Annotated in this window: 11 protein-coding genes, 1 tRNA gene, 2 rRNA genes and 1 pseudogene (1 of these 15 only partly in view); 5 read left to right on the top strand and 10 right to left on the bottom strand. The window is 61.6% G+C overall.

Annotated elements, in window-relative coordinates; all coding sequences use genetic code 11:
* Positions 1-2: 2 nt before the first annotated feature.
* Positions 3-2,204 (top strand): hybrid sensor histidine kinase/response regulator, encoded by a 2,202-nt coding sequence (locus CAER_RS0116970; protein WP_027236481.1) that lies wholly within the window; start codon positions 3-5, stop codon positions 2,202-2,204.
* Positions 2,205-2,221: 17 nt separating this feature from the next.
* Here the strand turns inward: CAER_RS0116970 and CAER_RS0116965 are convergent, their stop codons facing one another.
* The 6 genes and pseudogenes from CAER_RS0116965 to CAER_RS29750 form a co-directional block, all read right to left on the bottom strand.
* A complete protein-coding gene (locus CAER_RS0116965; RefSeq protein ID WP_209320205.1) occupies positions 2,222-2,569 on the bottom strand; it encodes a DUF779 domain-containing protein in 348 nt (115 codons plus the stop codon).
* Positions 2,570-2,639: 70 nt separating this feature from the next.
* Complete coding sequence (gene adh / locus CAER_RS0116960) at positions 2,640-4,184, bottom strand: aldehyde dehydrogenase (RefSeq protein ID WP_051357802.1); 1,545 nt, start codon at positions 4,182-4,184, stop codon at positions 2,640-2,642.
* 316 nt (positions 4,185-4,500) lie between these two features.
* Positions 4,501-4,929: pseudogene (locus tag CAER_RS29290) on the bottom strand (integrase core domain-containing protein); the annotation flags it as partial.
* A 580-nt stretch (positions 4,930-5,509) separates the two neighbouring features.
* On the bottom strand, positions 5,510-6,718 hold the full coding sequence (locus CAER_RS0116950; RefSeq protein WP_027236478.1) for an IS91 family transposase: 1,209 nt from the start codon (positions 6,716-6,718) through the stop codon (positions 5,510-5,512).
* A gap of 6 nt (positions 6,719-6,724) precedes the next feature.
* Positions 6,725-7,630, bottom strand: coding sequence for a tyrosine-type recombinase/integrase (locus CAER_RS0116945; protein WP_027236477.1), 906 nt, complete (start codon positions 7,628-7,630; stop codon positions 6,725-6,727).
* Positions 7,631-8,167: 537 nt separating this feature from the next.
* Positions 8,168-8,326: a ribbon-helix-helix protein, CopG family gene (locus CAER_RS29750; protein ID WP_154667786.1), complete on the bottom strand. Its 159-nt coding sequence runs from the start codon at positions 8,324-8,326 to the stop codon at positions 8,168-8,170.
* 120 nt (positions 8,327-8,446) lie between these two features.
* On the opposite strand from CAER_RS29750, the gene CAER_RS0116940 reads away from it, so the two are divergent.
* The 3 genes from CAER_RS0116940 (at position 8,447) to CAER_RS28140 (ending at position 12,301) form a co-directional block, all read left to right on the top strand.
* Positions 8,447-8,938: a hypothetical protein gene (locus CAER_RS0116940; protein ID WP_027236476.1), complete on the top strand. Its 492-nt coding sequence runs from the start codon at positions 8,447-8,449 to the stop codon at positions 8,936-8,938.
* Between the two features lie 140 nt (positions 8,939-9,078).
* Entirely contained in the window at positions 9,079-9,984 is a 906-nt protein-coding gene (locus CAER_RS0116935) for a hypothetical protein (RefSeq protein ID WP_027236475.1), read from the top strand.
* An 85-nt stretch (positions 9,985-10,069) separates the two neighbouring features.
* Entirely contained in the window at positions 10,070-12,301 is a 2,232-nt protein-coding gene (locus CAER_RS28140) for an AAA family ATPase (RefSeq protein WP_051357801.1), read from the top strand.
* Positions 12,302-12,732: 431 nt separating this feature from the next.
* Here the strand turns inward: CAER_RS28140 and CAER_RS30635 are convergent, their stop codons facing one another.
* Positions 12,733-12,864, bottom strand: a complete 132-nt coding sequence (locus CAER_RS30635; protein ID WP_281172282.1) for a hypothetical protein — start codon at positions 12,862-12,864, stop codon at positions 12,733-12,735.
* Between CAER_RS30635 and CAER_RS29285 the strand changes: the two genes are divergently transcribed.
* The gene (locus CAER_RS29285; protein ID WP_084299641.1) at positions 12,836-14,524 is read left to right on the top strand and encodes a recombinase family protein; all 1,689 of its coding nucleotides are present in this window, start codon (positions 12,836-12,838) and stop codon (positions 14,522-14,524) included. The genes CAER_RS30635 and CAER_RS29285 overlap by 29 nt on opposite strands.
* On the opposite strand, the gene CAER_RS0116910 is transcribed toward CAER_RS29285, so the two are convergent.
* The 3 genes from CAER_RS0116910 to CAER_RS0116900 all read right to left on the bottom strand — a co-directional run.
* A tRNA-Met gene (locus tag CAER_RS0116910) sits at positions 14,481-14,557 on the bottom strand. The two genes, CAER_RS29285 and CAER_RS0116910, sit on opposite strands and share 44 nt — an antisense overlap.
* A 46-nt stretch (positions 14,558-14,603) precedes the next feature.
* Positions 14,604-14,718, bottom strand: a 5S ribosomal RNA gene (rrf, locus tag CAER_RS0116905).
* Positions 14,719-14,926: 208 nt separating this feature from the next.
* Positions 14,927-16,054 (bottom strand): 23S ribosomal RNA (locus CAER_RS0116900); it runs 1,700 nt beyond the window's last position.

Genomic DNA, 16,054 nt, shown 5'->3' with positions numbered 1-16,054 from the left:
CAATGGTGCATGAGCTGATCGACCCCAGTGACCCGCCGGAACGGCAGAACCAGAAGCTTCTGAAAATCGTCGAAACCCTGATGCGCCGGGCCGAGCAAAGCTCGGATGCCTCCGGCGAGGCGTATGCCCAGTTCCAGCGCGCAGTGATGCTGGAGGAGGAGGTGCGCGTGCGCACCCGCGAGCTGGAGCACGCGCTGGACTTGCTCAATGAATCAAACGCCAGACTGGCGCTGGCAAATGCCGAAACCGAGGCCGCCCGCGCCAACCTGGCCAATGCGATTGAGACGGTGCAGGAAGGCTTTGCCCTGTTTGACGCACAGGATGTGCTCGTCATGTGCAACACCCGGTTTGGCAAGCACCTGGCCGATATCTACCACTTGCTGCGGCCGGGGCTGGAATTTGCCGACTATGTGAACCTGGTGGCGACCAGCGCTCATCTGGCGCTGCCAGAGGGGGAGACCGCCGCCGGCTGGGAAGCTTACCGGATCGCCCGCCACAAGGACGACCATGCGGTGTTCAACGTGATGATGGCCGGGAACAGCTGGCTGCAGGTCAGCGAGCACCGCACCTCCGACGGCGGCACCGTGATCCTGCAGACCGATATCACCGACATGATGCGGCTGGAGCGGCAGGAGCGCGAGCGGCTGCTGGACGATCAGTCGCGCGTCATCAAGGCAACGCTGGAGCATCTCGACCAGGGTGTCTGCATCTTCGATGCCCAAAACCGCCTGGTCGGCTGGAACCGCCGCGCCGGAGAGTTGCTGTCGATGCCCGCGGGCAAGTTCCAGCTGGGCATGTTTTTCGCGACCCTCTACCGCCAGGCCGCCGGCAGCATCCGCATCCTGGGCGGCACCCGGCTGGAGGAGATCGAGGCCTGGGTGGCCAGCAGCGCCAAGCGGGCACCCCTGTCATTCGAGATCGGAATGGGCCGCGACCGCATCCTCGCGGTCTTTGCGCAGCAAATGCCCGACAAGGGATTTGTCATCAGCTTTACCGATGTCACCGCCGAACGCGCCGCGGTCCGCACTATTTCGCAGGTCAACGAAACGCTGGAGCAGCGGGTGGCCGAACGGACGCTGGAGCTGGAGGACGCGCTGTCGGAGGCGGAGCGCGCCAATGCCTCCAAATCGCGGTTTGTCGCCGCCGCCAGCCACGACCTGCTGCAACCGCTGTCCGCCGCCAAGCTTTATGTCGGCTCGCTGGAGGATGATCTCCAGGATCCGGGCTTCAGGGACCGGGCGGCCAAGGCCGGCAACGCGCTTGTCGCGGTCGAGCGTATCCTCGGCGCCCTTCTGGACATCTCCAAGCTCGACTCCGGCCTGGCTGCGATTGACCGGACCGCCATCAGCCTGAGCGGCATGCTGGACCAGCTGAAGGACGAGCTGGAACCGGTTGCCCGGCTCAAAGGGCTGGAATTCCGGGTCGTGCGCAGCGGCGCGGTGGTGGAAAGCGACGCCGCTTACCTCCGCCGCATCCTGCAGAATCTCGCCTCCAACGCGGTGCGCTACACTGATAGCGGTAAGGTTCTGATCGGGGTGCGGCAACGCCGCAGCCGGGTGCTGCTGGAAGTCCGTGACACCGGCCCTGGCATCCCGACGGAGCATCAGGACAGGGTATTTCAGGAGTTTCAGCGGCTTAACGCCAAGGCCAGCCCGTCGGACGGCATGGGGCTGGGCCTCGCCATTGTTGAGCGGGCCTGTCGGCTGCTGAAACATCCGCTGAACCTCACCTCAGAGGTCGGGCGCGGCACCTGCTTTTCGGTGGAGCTGCCGCTGAGCACCGCAGCGCGCGCGCCGTCGCCGCTGCCCGCCCCCGGTAACGGCGCCGCGGTGCCGTTCAAAAACCGGATTGTGGTGCTGATCGAAAACGATGCCGGCCTCAGGGCGGCGCTGGAGAACACGCTCGACGGCTGGGGGCTGAACGTGCTGCCCTGCGCCAGCTGCGCCGAAGCAAGTTCGCTTCTGCAGGAAATCGACATCGGCCCGGACGCAATCATCGCCGATTACCAGCTGGACGACGGCGCGCTGGGAACCGATGCAATTGCTGCGCTCCGGGCGCAACACGGCCAAGTACCTGCCTGCCTGGTAACCGCCAACCGCTCACCGGACCTGGCGGCAGCCTGCGCAAGGCTGAACGCGGTGCTGCTGCACAAGCCGATTGACACCGGCGAGCTGCGCGGCTTCCTTGGGCGCGCGCTGACCTGAGCAAGGCGCGGTGCGCCTCAGCGCTGGCAGACGTCCGAGCGGGTCAGAAACCGCTTGCCGCTGCCGTTTTCCAGCGAGAACATTCCGCCAATGCCGTCGATGGCGTCGATCACCAGGCTGGTGTGCTGCCAGCGCGCATGCTGATCGGCATTCATGTAAAACGGCACCCCGCCGATCTCCCCAACCAGCACATCACTGCCGCCGATGATGTAATCGCCCTGCTGAAAGCACATCGGCGCGGACCCGTCGCAGCAGCCGCCGGACTGGTGAAACAGCAGATCCGCCCCGAACCGCGACTTCAGTTCGCCGATCAGGTCCAGCGCCGCCTCTGTTGCTGTCACGGTCATGCCGGTTGTTCCGGTCATTGCACTCTCCCCAGGCTGAATGGAAAAGCAAACGGTCCCGGAATTCCGGGACCGCCCGTCACGCGGTTGCTTAGAAGAACCCCAGCGCGTTGGGGCTGTAGCTCACCAGCAGGTTCTTGGTCTGGCGGTAGTGATCCAGCATCATCTTGTGGTTCTCCCGGCCGATGCCCGACTGCTTGTAGCCGCCGAAGGCCGCGTGCGCCGGATAGGCATGATAGCAGTTGGTCCAGACCCGGCCTGCCTGAATGCCGCGGCCAAAGCGGAAGGCGCGGTTGGTGTCGCGGGTCCACACCCCGGCGCCCAGGCCGTAAAGCGTGTCATTGGCGATTTCCAGCGCCTCGGCGTCGTCCTTAAAGGTGGTGACGGACAGCACCGGCCCGAAGATTTCCTCCTGGAAGATCCGCATCTTGTTGTGTCCCTTGAACACGGTCGGCTCGATGTAGTTGCCGCCCTCCAGCCCCTCCAGGGAGGAGACATTGCCGCCGGTCAGCAGCTCAGCGCCCTCATCCTTGCCCAGCTGCAGGTAGGAGGCGATCTTCTCCTTCTGCTCGGTCGAGGCTTGGGCGCCGATCATCGTGTCCATCGACAGCGGGTTGCCCTGCTTCACCGCCTTCACCCGTTCGATGGCCCGGCCCATGAAGTCGTCGTAGATCGACTCCTGGATCAGCGCCCGGCTGGGGCAGGTGCAGACCTCGCCCTGGTTCAGGGCAAACATGGTGAAGCCTTCCAGGCATTTGTCGAAATAGGCGTCATCGGCGGCCATCACATCCTTAAAGAAGATGTTCGGCGACTTGCCGCCCAGTTCCAGCGTCACCGGGATCAGGTTCTGGCTGGCATACTGCATGATCAACCGCCCGGTGGTAGTCTCGCCGGTAAAGGCGATCTTGGCGATCCGGCTGGACGACGCCAGAGGCTTGCCCGCCTCCAGCCCGAAACCATTGACGATGTTCAAGACACCCGCCGGCAGCACGTCGGCGATCAGCTCCGCCAGCACCATGATCGAGGCCGGGGTCTGCTCCGCCGGTTTCAGCACCACACAGTTGCCCGCCGCCAGCGCCGGCGCCAGCTTCCATACCGCCATCAGCAGCGGGAAGTTCCACGGGATGATCTGCCCCACCACGCCCAGCGGTTCCGGGGTGTGGTAGGCATAGGTGTCCGCGTCGATTTCGGAGATATGGCCTTCCTCGGCGCGGATGCAGCCCGCGAAATAGCGCCAGTGATCGACACACAGCGCCAGGTCGGCGGCGATCGACTCGCGGATCGGCTTGCCGTTGTCCAGCGTCTCCGCCGCGGCCAGAAGCTGGGTGTTCGCCTCCATGATATCGGCGATCTTCAGCAGCATGTTGGCGCGCTCGGTGGTCGAGGTCCTGCCCCAGGACGGAAACGCCGCATGGGCGGCATCCAGGGCCGCCTCGACATCCTCGGCGTTTGAGCGGGCGATTTCGCAAATCACATCGCCGGTGATCGGGGTTGTATTCTCGAAATACAGGCCCGAGCGGGGCTCAATGAATTCGCCATTGATAAAGTTGCCATAGCGGGGCTTGAACGGAAATTCGACGCCCAGATGCGCAGTGTCCAGTGCCGAATTGGCCAGCCCTTTCGTGTGGATGTTCATTCCATTCCTCCCAAGAATTGATCCAAGAAATGCAGCGGAACTGGCAGCCATGCACCTTCGATTGCAGGCACTCGATCCGGTGCTGCCTAAAGGCTTAACCCATCGGCAGAAGCCGCGGTATTCGACCAAAGTCCCTGCCGGCCGCTGAGTTGGGGAGGAAAACGCTGTGGGCGCAACCTGTTGTTTTGTAATGGCTGGCGCAGCTGTGCAAGATCCGGCCACCGTGATTTCAGGTTTATGTGGAAAGCCGCAGAGTTGGGCATGTAAAAACCGGCATGATTGCATTTGCCGGGAGCCTGACAATGAGCAGCATCTCTTAAGTGGTCCAAATTGAAAGTTGGTGCATGATAGGCCTGTGGTCCATCAAGACGATGGCTTCCGGAGCCGATGGTCGGCAGCCCAAGGCACTGGGAGGGCCGTTTGGTATTGTCGTGTTTTCTCCGGCCTTTGATGATGATCTGTGCTTCAAGCAGTGAGTAGAAGATTTCACGGTTCAGCAACTCGTCGCGGAACCGGGCGTTAAAGCTCTCAACATAGCCGTTCTCCCAAGGACTTCCTGGTTCAATGCAGGCCGTCTTGGCGCCGGCGGCCGCGATCCAATCCCGCACCGCCTGAGCGGCGAACTCAGACCCGCTGTCGCTTCGCACATATTTTGGGGTCCTCGCAGGATGAACAGGTCGGTCAGGGCGCCGATGACCTCGGTTAAGTTCAGCTTGCGCAGCACCCGGATCGCCAGGTGTTCTCGGCCTTCCCTTTCTTAAACAATACGTCGGACCAATCCAGACAGTGCATTTCAGGCCCAAAGACGGAGAAGTCCCCGAATGACACACCGAAGCCTCTGATATATATTAGGAATTAGCGTTGAACGCGGGAGCAGTAATTGCACACTGTTTCATTCAAGCCCGATAACTTACGGCTGCGTTGTCGGCCGCAATCCATTGCAAGTGCTGCTTTGGTATCTTCTTAAGTCCGTGTTGCTGCAGGTTTCTCGGACGCCACGCGCGACGTTTGAATGATGCGCGGCATTGCCTGGCGTCGGAGAAGCGCGCAAGCGGGAAATCGCGGTGTTGGAATTGGGCAGACCAGCTGGGTCTATGGGGATTTGAAGGGGTTGATTGCCTTGGTTATTGCTCTGCAGGTTGGCCCAAGCGCGCTCGTTGCAGGCAGCTTCGGTACGGATTCTGCGAGCTTTGATGGGCATGCGCCGCGTCTTGCGGGGGCCGACAACCTTCGCACCACTGCTATCCGGGTTGCAGGCATTCCGGCTTGGCCGCAAGCGGTAACGTGAGCAGCGGCAATTGGACTTCCGGTCTTTGGCGCGCGTGTCATGCAGCGGCCCTCGCTGCTCCTGGCGGCGCTCTGGGGTACCGTTCTGGCGCAATGGTTTCGGAGATGATCAACCGCCCGCCACAGCAGGGGCATGGCAGCGCGAGGACGCGGGCGGGTGCATCGGTGTCACCGGCCGTGCCGTCGTGCCCGAGATCCGGACCTGGCTGTCCGTTCCCGAGCAGTTCCCTGATCCTGGCGATATTGGCCGCACGGTTGCCATTCCCGAAGAAGCCGTAGTGGCGGATGCGATGCTGCCCCTTGGGCAGGACATGGATCAGGAAGCGCCGAATGAACTCGCCGGTCTTCAGGGTAATGGTGGTATGCCTCCCGGGACCGTTGACGCGGTAATCCTTGACCTTGAATGTCACGCTGTGTGCATCGAACCGGATCAGTCGGCTGTTTGAGATCGCGATCCTGTGCGTGTAGCGCGATAGGTACGCCAACACGGCTTTTGGCCCGGCGAACGGTTCCTTGGCATAGACGACCCAGTCGATCTTGCGCAGCGGTCGCAGGAAGGCGTTGAAGACCGCGCGATCGACGAGCTCGGCGTGATCGCCGAAGAACTGAAGCGTTCCGGCATCGTGCAGCCGGGCAAGTCCGTCCAGAATAAGCCGCCGGTACAGGCGGGACAGAACCCGGACGGACAAAAAGAAGTTCCTGCGGCAGTCGATCCACCGCGCCCCGTCCGCAGACAAGCCGCCGCCGGGCACGATCATGTGGACATGCGGGTGGTGCGTCATTGCTGAGCCCCAGGTGTGCAGCACGGACGTGATGCCGACCCGGGCGCCGAGGTGCTTGGGGTCGGCGGCGACCCGGATCACCGTATCCGCGCTCGCCCGCATAAGCAGGTTGTAGATCTCCCGCTTGTTGGTGCGCGCGATGTCGGCGATCGGCTTCGGTAGGGTGAAGACCAGATGGAAATACCGCACGGGCAGCAGTTCGGCCTCGCGCGCCGCCAGCCAGACCTTTGCCGCACCCGCCTGACATTTGGGACAATGGCGATTGCGGCAGGAATTATAGGCGATGTGTTCATGCCCGCAGTCTTCACACCGCGCGGCATGGCCGCCGAGCGCTGCCGTGCGGCAGCGCGTGATGGCGTGCATCACTTTCAACTGGTCGAGGCTGATATGGCCTGCATTGGCCGCCCGCCAGGCAGAACCATGGACCCGGAAGATATCCGCAACCTCCAGCTTCGGCCGGGACAACGCAGTCTATGAGGCGCCTTTCCTGCGCTTCGCCGCGGTCAGGCCGTCCAGCGGGCTCTCCACCGCCGAGATCATGCCGGTGGCAACGCTGGCATAGTGCGCCGTCGTGGTGAGTTTGGCATGCCCGAGCAGCGCCTGAATGATCCGGATATCCACGCCGCGTTCCAGCAGGTGCGTCGCGAAGCTGTGACGCAAGGTGTGCAGAGTGACCGGCTTGGTGATCCCGGCGGCCAGCACTGCCTGCTTGAACAGCCGCGAGATCTGTCTGGCCGAAAGATGCCGCCCGCAATAGCCGGGAAAGAGCGCGCGATCAGGCCCGGACACCCCCCTGTCGTTGACGGTCGGGCGTTCGGTCCACCAGACTCGCAACAGGCTCAGAATATCAACGGGCAGCATCACGTTGCGGTCCTTGCGTCCCTTCGACTGCACAATGCGGATAATGTTCTGTTCCCCGTCGATGTCGCCGACCTTCAGCCGGACGACCTCGCTTGCCCGCAGGCCGCATCCATAGGCGAGTGACAGCATTACGCGCGCCTTCAGGCCGGGCGCCATGGCCAGAACGCGTTTGACCTCGTTGCGGCTCAGCACGAGGGGAACCTTCACGGGCTTTTTGAGGTGGAACACTTCGGCCGCAAGGTCATGCCGGCGCAGGGTGACCCGGAACAGGAACTTCAGCCCGGTCATGGTCTGGTTGCGGGTGCAGATACTGGTCCCGCTCTCGATCAGATGCAGCTGGAAATGCTTCACGTCATCCGGTGAAGCTGTCTCCGGAGATCGCCCGAGCCAGGAGGCAAACCGCTTGCAGGCCCGCAGGTGGCTGGTCTGCGACGCAGGTCCGAGATTGCGTGCGGACATATCCGCGATCATGCGGCCACGAAGCGGTGTCGTCGGTGTAGGATGCTGAATGGTCATGGCAAAACCCTCTGTCAATCGAGGTAAAATCACCTCGACCAACAGCACACACCCGACATCGAAAACCGCGAAACAAATCCCGGTTCAGCGCGACGCCTGCCACACAGAACCCCTATCGCGGAGCGATTTAGTGCTTGGGCTGTCTACCGTCATTCACGCCTGGCACGGCGAATGCCCGGTCAGAGCTCGCAGCGACGGATGCTGAAGAAAAGACGAACGGCGGCTTCACAGATTTGCTGGTCTTTGGATACATACAAGCTTGGAGATAGAGATCGGCAACCTGCAGATCTATAGAAATCGGTCAGTCAACCCCGTCCGCACAGCTTAGCGCGAGCGGGCAATCACCACCCTGTAATGTCCGATGCTTACCCTACACCCTTCGATCCCCTCCTCGGTCGCAGTCCAGGCTCCGCCCAAACATGCTTCCTGCGGCCAGCAGCTTGCTGGACCCGCCCTGCCGGGGGCTTGGGATGACTTGTTGTTTTTCGATAATCTGGAAGGGGTGAAGGTTGTTTCGCTTCCGTAGCCTGTTGCCGATCAGCTTGTTTTCTCCAGCCAGTCAATCAATGCGCGCCTAATCATTTCCGGACGGGTTGGGAGATCAGGTTCAAGACGACGTCGGTCATCGATTGCATTTATGAGTTCTCGCGGCAATCTGAGCGTTAGCGCTTCTGTGTCTTTCTTGGGAGGGGCCATTCCGATATTACCATTTTGATGTTGACATCATGATGGCATTATCGCACATTGTTCAGGCGAGGCAAGAGCTGGAACCTCTTACCTCGCCCTAACCACACTGACCTCGACTAGGAGACCAGCATGACTACCACTCCCGTTATCACGCGCCCCGGCGCGGCAAAAGCCCTGTGGTCCGCATCAGCCGCAGATGACAGCCCCACCTTCATCACCTGCACCTTCGACACACTGACCAAGGCAGTGGACGAAGCCCTCGAACTGGAGCGTGATCTGTCGCACGCACTGTCCTGGGATCCGGCATCCACCGATATCCAAGAGGCCGTAGAAGCCAAATGGCAGGATTGCCTTAAACTCAGCGGTGACATCCTGACTGCGCCGGTGGTCAGTGCCGAAGATTTGCCAATGCAGCGCATGAGCATGCTGCTGCACTTCCTCATCGAGTCCACGGGGCCGGAAGAGGCTCTCAGATTTCAGCAGCTATTCCATGAGAACCAGGAGCTGTTCACCGTCGAAGATGGTGATTGCCAGGCCCTGCTGCAGACAGCCGCACGTCAGATGAACGCACTCGTCGAACTCTCCTTAGCGGCTGAAGCGCAGAACTTCCTGCCCAACTAAGCCCACCATCCCAGCATTCTTCTGACCCCGGCCCGCGGCGGACACGCCGCTGCGCCCGGCTCAGCCATGCCATGTCTGAAGTTTCAGCAAGCGCCAGTCCCGGCGCCTGCCCTGCCCAATTTTGCCATGCGGAGGCTGCCATGCCCCACTCAACCTGCGAACATTTCCCGCAAACGGTCCATCCCCATTGGCGCGCCGCCGCCGAAGCCAAGGGCTTCGGCATCCTGCAGCGCATCAAGGACCGCTATCACCTGCTCCTATCCTGCCACACCTGCCGACGGGCACATGCCAGCAAGATCTTTGTTCTTATGAACAGCCAGCCGCAGTGCCCGCACTGCATTCAAAACCGGTGGCAGGCCGACGCTGTGGCCGCAGGTTTGAAGTGGGCAGGCCGCGATCCGGAAGACCGTCACTATGCCCACTATATCGCCCCCTGCGGCCATAACTTGCGCCGGCAATTTGAGATGGTGAAGCGTGCCGCCGAAGGCGTCTGCGACGTACGCTGCGAACTCTGCCAGCAGCATAAGGAGCAAGAAGAAGCCTCCGCGCAGGGTTGGGAGCTGATTGGACCGGATCCGAACAGGAACCAGAACTACCGTCTGTACCGGCATGCGTCCTGCGGCCATGTTCAGCGGATCGCACGAGCCAACATGCAGACTGGCCGGTTTCAATGCAGCAATTGCAGTGAGGGCTGGAGCAGTGCGCCAAGCTTTCTCTACGTCATGCAGCTCAAACTCGCCAAAGGTGCCAAGCTGATCAAACTCGGCTACAGCCGCGATCCCGTCTCCCGCCTTTACCATCAGCTCTTGAAGACCAAAGAGACGGAAGCGCAGGTCCTGCGGACGGTTCCCATCAGCTCCGGCCACACAGCTGTGCAAATTGAAAAAGGCCTGCATGCGCGGTTGAAGGCAGAGCACCCCGACAGCGTCGCGCCGCCAGACCTCTACGCCCATGAATTGAGGGTCAAAAGTGAGGTCTATTTCGCCGATGCGGCCCAGGTGATCTTCGCGATGCTCGACGCCATCGAGGCAGAAGAAGACAGCTAAGCGCCCCCTCTTCAATTTCCGAACTGTTTCACGCCCGGCTCTGCCAGGCGCCCGATCCTCTTTGCCTGTTCACTGGAGGTTTGCCATGAACCAATTCAACCACTCCCCCGCGCGCCCCGATTGGTGGCAGTTCGCCGAAGACTGCGCCCGCCGCTATCATCTCTATCACAGAGAGCTGCAGCAAACTCGGCGCAAGACACTCAAAGAAGACGCGCCAGACGACAGTGCTGGCGCCGAGGAGCCCCTTGTGCCCCCTGCACCGGATCACCCCCATTCTTTGCTGCAGCATCTGAGCGAGCAGCCGGACGCGCGGCATCTGCCGCCGGAACTCTGGGAAGCGCTGGAGCAGGAAGGTGCCGACCCATATGCCTGTGATGACACGGGCCGCTGGCTGCCGGGCACAGACCTGCCGGCAGACAAGCTGCTTCTGCTGCTGCGGATCGCCGCGACCTTCGGCTCCCCGGCTGCAGTGGATGCGCAGCTTGCCCGTGGCACCGTGCTGATCCTGCGCAACATTCCTCCCCGCGACTTTGCAAACATGGAAAATCTCCTCAACCACGCCCTGCTGCCGCCGGGCTGGCAGGCCTATGACGCCCGGCGCCAGGTGCAGCTGCCTCAGCGCGTGACCCTCGCTGTCCCCAGTGCCCGCGATGGTGCGATTGAACAGCAACACATTGATGAGCTGCAGGATCTGATCATCAAGGGTCTGGCGCACAGCCAGCCTTTGTGGATCTGCCTGCCGGATGAGATGGCACTGCCGGCGCCGCTGGTGGCGGAGCACTGCCATCAGCTGACAGTGCCACAGGTGGACGCAGATTTTCTGATCGCCCTGCTGCGTCGGACCCACAGCCGCACGGGCCGCATTGATGAAGCCGCCGCCCGCGCCGCGCTGCCCCCGAACGGCCAGTTGCAAGAGCTCTCCACCCCCGCACTCTCTTTTGCCCTGCGTGCGCCCACAGCGAAGAAGATGGCGCAACGCCTGTCCCAGGCGCTTGCTGCCGCTGCCGCTTCACCACCCGAAGCCCACGCGCCGAGGGAGGAGATCACAGGCATTGGCCGGTCCTATGACACCGCCCGGCAACTGGTTGCAGACCTGCACATGTGGGCCGAAGGCAGCATTGCCTGGGACCAGATCCCCCATTCTTTGCTGTTGCACGGCGTACCCGGCACAGGCAAAAGCCATCTCGCCCGCGCGATGGGCCGGAGCGCCGGGGTCAATTACGTCCAAACAAGCTGCGCGGAATGGCAAAGCGCAGGTCATTTGGGCAACCTGCTGCTCGCGATGCGAAGAAGCTTCGATGAAGCCCGGAAGAATGCGCCTTGTATCCTGTTCATCGATGAGATCGACGCGATCAGCTCGCGCACCAGCGGCGACACCCACGGCAGCAGATATGGATCGCAGGTGATCGCTGGTCTCCTGGAGCAGATGGACCGCATCGGTCTGGAGGAAGGGATCATGGTGGTTGGTGCCTGCAACCACCCGCAGCACATCGACCCCGCGGTGCTGAGAGCCGGGCGGTTTGACATCAAGATCGAGATGCCGCTGCCAAACATGGCGATGCTGCAGCACCTCCTTGCTGAGCGGCTGCAGGACGCAATCCAAGAGGGGGATCTGCAGCAGCTGGCGCGGGACTGCATTGGCAAGACCGCCGCCGACGTGGACGCCGCGGTGCGCTCTGCTCGCAGTGAAGCCCGGCACAGCGGCTGCGCGCTCGATCTGCAGCTTCTGCGCCGCCATCTCGGGGTCATGGCGCAGGAGGAGAACCAAGACCTCTTGTACCGCATCGCCATTCATGAAGTCGGTCACGCCATCACCTCGTGGAGCTACGGCGAGACGATCACGAGGATCAGCCTGTCTCCATCTGGCGGCACAATTGAGCGGGATGTTCCCCCGAACGCAGGTCTGCCGGCGGACTTTGAACGCCAGCTGTATATCCACTTGTCAGGGCGGGCAGCGGAGCGGCTCGTCTTCAATACTGTTTCTGCCGGGGCCGGCGGGGGCGCCACGTCCGACTTGGCACAGGCTGCGCGGATTGCGTTGGCAGTGGACCACGAGCTGGGACTCGGCGCCTACGGCAACGGCTGGTTTGGGCCGCAGGATCCCTCCCGCCTGACGGCCTGCGAACGCCAGCGCCTGCAGGAGCGGCTCGACTACGCCGAGGACCACGCCCGTGCATTGCTGTACCCCCATCAGCAGCTGCTGCAGGACATGGCTAAAGCTTTGGTCCGTGAGCGAGAGCTCGATACCAAGGCGGTCCGGTCCTGGCTGCGCGATGTGCCGCGCAAAAATGGCCCAGACCCGGTCCTGGACCAGTAGATGCGCCCGCCAACCAAGCCGCACCGCCGCGAGGTTTGCACAATTCTTATGCGCAAACTTCCGCGGTGCAGGCTCCGGTTGATCCAAAATCCGGATAATTCCCTTCCGGAAATACTTTGTCCCAAAGCCCCGCCGGAGCGGTCTATGCCCCGCATCCCTGCCCAGCTCCCTCTGCAGAGGGAAAGTTCCGTATTTCGAGGCCCTTATCCACAATTTCCGTCTCCGCAGGGTTACAACCCGGGTCGCTCCAACCCAATCCGGCGCAGTAAACTGTCTCCATCAGCACACGCGGGCGGCCACCGCCCACCGGAGACAGGAGACCTCGGCCAATGGCACGGGACCGGAAGAGACATGCCGAATGCCAGCAGGCGCCGGAAACACCCGGCCGCCCGCAAAACGGCTCCTGCCGGCAGGACGCCAGCACCCGCGCGTCACTTCACGAACTCCTGCGCGCCCTCGCCCGCGAGGCAGCCCGCGCCGACCACCGGGACGGCAAAACTCCCGGTTAACATCAAACCACCGGAGAACACCGCCATGTCCCAGCCCAAGCTCAGAGCTGCCATCTACACCCGCTATTCAACGCAATTGCAGCGCGACACTTCGATCGAGGATCAAATTCGCCTCTGCCGCAGCATGATCGAAGCACGTGGCTGGAGTGTTGAAGGCATCTATTCTGACCACGCGGTCTCTGGCCAAACACAGCACCGGCCCGAGTTTCAGCGCTTGCAGCAAGACGCAAGTGGCGGCGCCTTCGACGTGATCGTGACCGAGTTCCTGGATCGTCTTGCGCGGGACCTCGAACATACGGCTAGTTTCTACAAGCAGATGAACTTCCTGGATGTGCCGATCTTTACGGTCTCGGAAGGCGAGATTGATCTCCTCCATGTCGGCTTCAAAGGGACAATGAACTCTCTCTTCATCAAGGATCTCGCCGACAAAACCCGCCGCGGCCTCAAGGGAAGGGCACTGAAAGGGAAGTCCGCCGGGGGAAAGTCCTACGGCTATAGTATCAGGAACCAGGTCGGAGAGGATGGTGAACCGATCCGCGGCGAGCGCGAGATCAATCCTGAAGAGGCCAAGATCGTGCGCAGGATCTTCCAGGATTATGCCAGTGGCCTGTCCCCCAAGAAGATCGCCGAAGCGCTCAACAAGGAGCGCGTGCCTGCCCCGTCCGGCCGCCACTGGGGTGCCTCCACCATTCACGGCAACCGCCAGCGCGGCACCGGCATCCTGAACAATGAGCTCTACATCGGCCGGCAAGTCTGGAACCGGCTTCGCTACGTGAAGGATCCGCAGACCGGCAAGCGCATCTCGCGGCTGAACCCGGAAAGCGACTGGACGGTCACCGACGTCCCGTATTTGCGGATCGTCGAACAGGATCTCTGGGATGCGGTCCGGGCCCGCCAGGGCGAACTAAAGACCGCGGGCACCAATGTGCCGGTCTGGGACCGGCGCCGCCCGAAGACGCTGTTCTCCGGCCTGATGGCCTGCGGCTGCTGCGGCGGCGGCTTTGCCAAGATCTCCAAGGACAGCTTTGGCTGCTCCCCGGCCCGGAACAAGGGGGCCGCGGTCTGCAGCAACAAGCGCACCATCAAACAGGCCGACTTGGAAGCCCGGGTGCTGGATGCGCTGGCCAACCACCTGATGGATCCGGACGCGGTGCAGATCTTCTGCGAGGAATACACTGCCGAGCGCAACCGGCTGAAGGCCGCAGCCGCCGGGAACCGCAAGGAAAAGGAACAGGCACTGGCCCGCGCCAAACGGGACCACCAGAAGCTGGTGGATGCGATCATTGCGGGCATTCCCGCAGACCAGGTGAAGGACCGGATGATCGAGCTCGACACCCGGCGCCAGCAGCTGGAACGGGAGCTGGAGCAGACCCCTGCCCCGGACACGGTGGTGTTTCACCCGTCGATGGCAGAGGCCTACCGCGAACGGGTGTCACGGCTGATCCGGACCCTTGGCTCCGCCGAAGGCATGGAAGACGCCAAGGAGGCGCTGCGCGCATTGGTGGAGCGGATCGTGCTGACGCCAGCGTCGGAGGGCTCTGGCCTGGATCTGACGCTGGAGGGGGATCTGGCCGGGCTGCTGCGGCTTGCGTCGGGTGCGCAAGGCCCGGACACGAAGAAGGCCCCGGACGGTTTATCCGAAGCCTTTGATATTTCTGAGGAATTAGTGTTGGTTGCGGGAGCAGGATTTGAACCTGCGACCTTCAGGTTATGAGCCTGACGAGCTACCTGGCTGCTCCATCCCGCGACAGGTGTTATTGACCCGTTTAAGAGAGTTATTTGGATTTTACTAGGTTTGGCGGTGACCTACTCTCCCAGGGCTTGAGCCCAAGTACCATCGGCGCGACAGTGCTTAACTTCCGGGTTCGGGATGGGACCGGGTGTTTCACTTGTGCTGTGGCCACCAAACCGAGAAAAATCCAGATGCCTTCGGCAGGTGGATTTTTCTCGGTTAGCGGCAGGCAGCGTATTTGCAAAGCAAATGCGCGTTGCCGCACCTGAGTTACGTCACAGGACGTTTCCACAAGCGGAAGGCAATACAATCAACGTTTGTCCAAGTTTTTTGTTTTGGATGGTTTGCTTTATTTGGTTCGAGTAACACTGTCTGTTACTGGATCAAATCAAGCCTATCGGGCGATTAGTACCGGTCAGCTGAACGCATTGCTGCGCTTACACCTCCGGCCTATCGGCGTGGTGGTCTTCCACGGCCCTCAGGGATACCTTGTTTTGAGGGGGGCTTCCCGCTTAGATGCCTTCAGCGGTTATCCTGTCCGATCATAGCTACCCAGCACTGCTATTGGCATAACAACTGGTCCACCAGTGGATCGTTCACCCCGGTCCTCTCGTACTAGGGGCAACTCCTCTCAAGTATCCTGCACCCACGGCAGATAGGGACCGAACTGTCTCACGACGTTCTAAACCCAGCTCACGTACCTCTTTAAACGGCGAACAGCCGTACCCTTGGGACCTGCTCCAGCCCCAGGATGAGATGAGCCGACATCGAGGTGCCAAACACTGCCGTCGATATGGACTCTTGGGCAGTATCAGCCTGTTATCCCCGGCGTACCTTTTATCCGTTGAGCGATGGCCCTTCCACGCGGGACCACCGGATCACTATGGCCGACTTTCGTCTCTGCTCGACTTGTCAGTCTTGCAGTCAGGCTGGCTTCTGCCATTGCACTCAACGAGCGATTTCCGACCGCTCTGAGCCAACCTTCGCGCGCCTCCGTTACTCTTTAGGAGGCGACCGCCCCAGTCAAACTACCCGCCACGCAGGGTCCCGGATCCGGATAACGGACCGCGGTTAGACATCAAGAGTGCGAAGGGTGGTATCTCAAGGGAGGCTCCACCGGAACTTGCGTTCCGGCTTCGATGCCTACCACCTATCCTGCACATCACAATCCTGATGCCAGTGCGAAGCTGTAGTAAAGGTGCACGGGGTCTTTCCGTCTAACCGCGGGAAGCCTGCATCTTGACAGGCAATTCAATTTCGCTGAGTCGATGTTGGAGACAGCGGGGAAGTCGTTACGCCATTCGTGCAGGTCGGAACTTACCCGACAAGGAATTTCGCTACCTTAGGACCGTTATAGTTACGGCCGCCGTTTACCTGGGCTTCAATTCGGAGCTCTCACCCCTCCTTTTAACCTTCAGGCACCGGGCAGGCGTCAGACCCTATACGTCGCCTTGCGGCTTCGCAGAGCCCTGTGTTTTTAATAAACAGTCGCCACCCCCTGGTTTGTGCCCC

Source organism: Leisingera caerulea DSM 24564, assembly GCF_000473325.1.
Classification (GTDB): Bacteria; Pseudomonadota; Alphaproteobacteria; order Rhodobacterales; family Rhodobacteraceae; genus Leisingera; species Leisingera caerulea.
This window is presented reverse-complemented; position numbering and strand designations above follow the sequence as displayed.

Bases quoted from the DNA above. Each gene is read 5' to 3' on its own strand.
- CAER_RS0116970 (WP_027236481.1), top strand. From the start codon at position 3: ATGGTGCATGAGCTGATCGACCCCAGTGACCCGCCGGAACGGCAGAAC.
- CAER_RS0116965 (WP_209320205.1), bottom strand. From the start codon at position 2,569: ATGACCGGAACAACCGGCATGACCGTGACAGCAACAGAGGCGGCGCTG.
- adh (WP_051357802.1), bottom strand. From the start codon at position 4,184: ATGAACATCCACACGAAAGGGCTGGCCAATTCGGCACTGGACACTGCG.
- CAER_RS0116945 (WP_027236477.1), bottom strand. From the start codon at position 7,630: ATGACCATTCAGCATCCTACACCGACGACACCGCTTCGTGGCCGCATG.
- CAER_RS29750 (WP_154667786.1), bottom strand. From the start codon at position 8,326: ATGGCCCCTCCCAAGAAAGACACAGAAGCGCTAACGCTCAGATTGCCG.
- CAER_RS0116940 (WP_027236476.1), top strand. From the start codon at position 8,447: ATGACTACCACTCCCGTTATCACGCGCCCCGGCGCGGCAAAAGCCCTG.
- CAER_RS0116935 (WP_027236475.1), top strand. From the start codon at position 9,079: ATGCCCCACTCAACCTGCGAACATTTCCCGCAAACGGTCCATCCCCAT.
- CAER_RS28140 (WP_051357801.1), top strand. From the start codon at position 10,070: ATGAACCAATTCAACCACTCCCCCGCGCGCCCCGATTGGTGGCAGTTC.
- CAER_RS29285 (WP_084299641.1), top strand. From the start codon at position 12,836: ATGTCCCAGCCCAAGCTCAGAGCTGCCATCTACACCCGCTATTCAACG.
- CAER_RS30635 (WP_281172282.1), bottom strand. From the start codon at position 12,864: ATGGCAGCTCTGAGCTTGGGCTGGGACATGGCGGTGTTCTCCGGTGGT.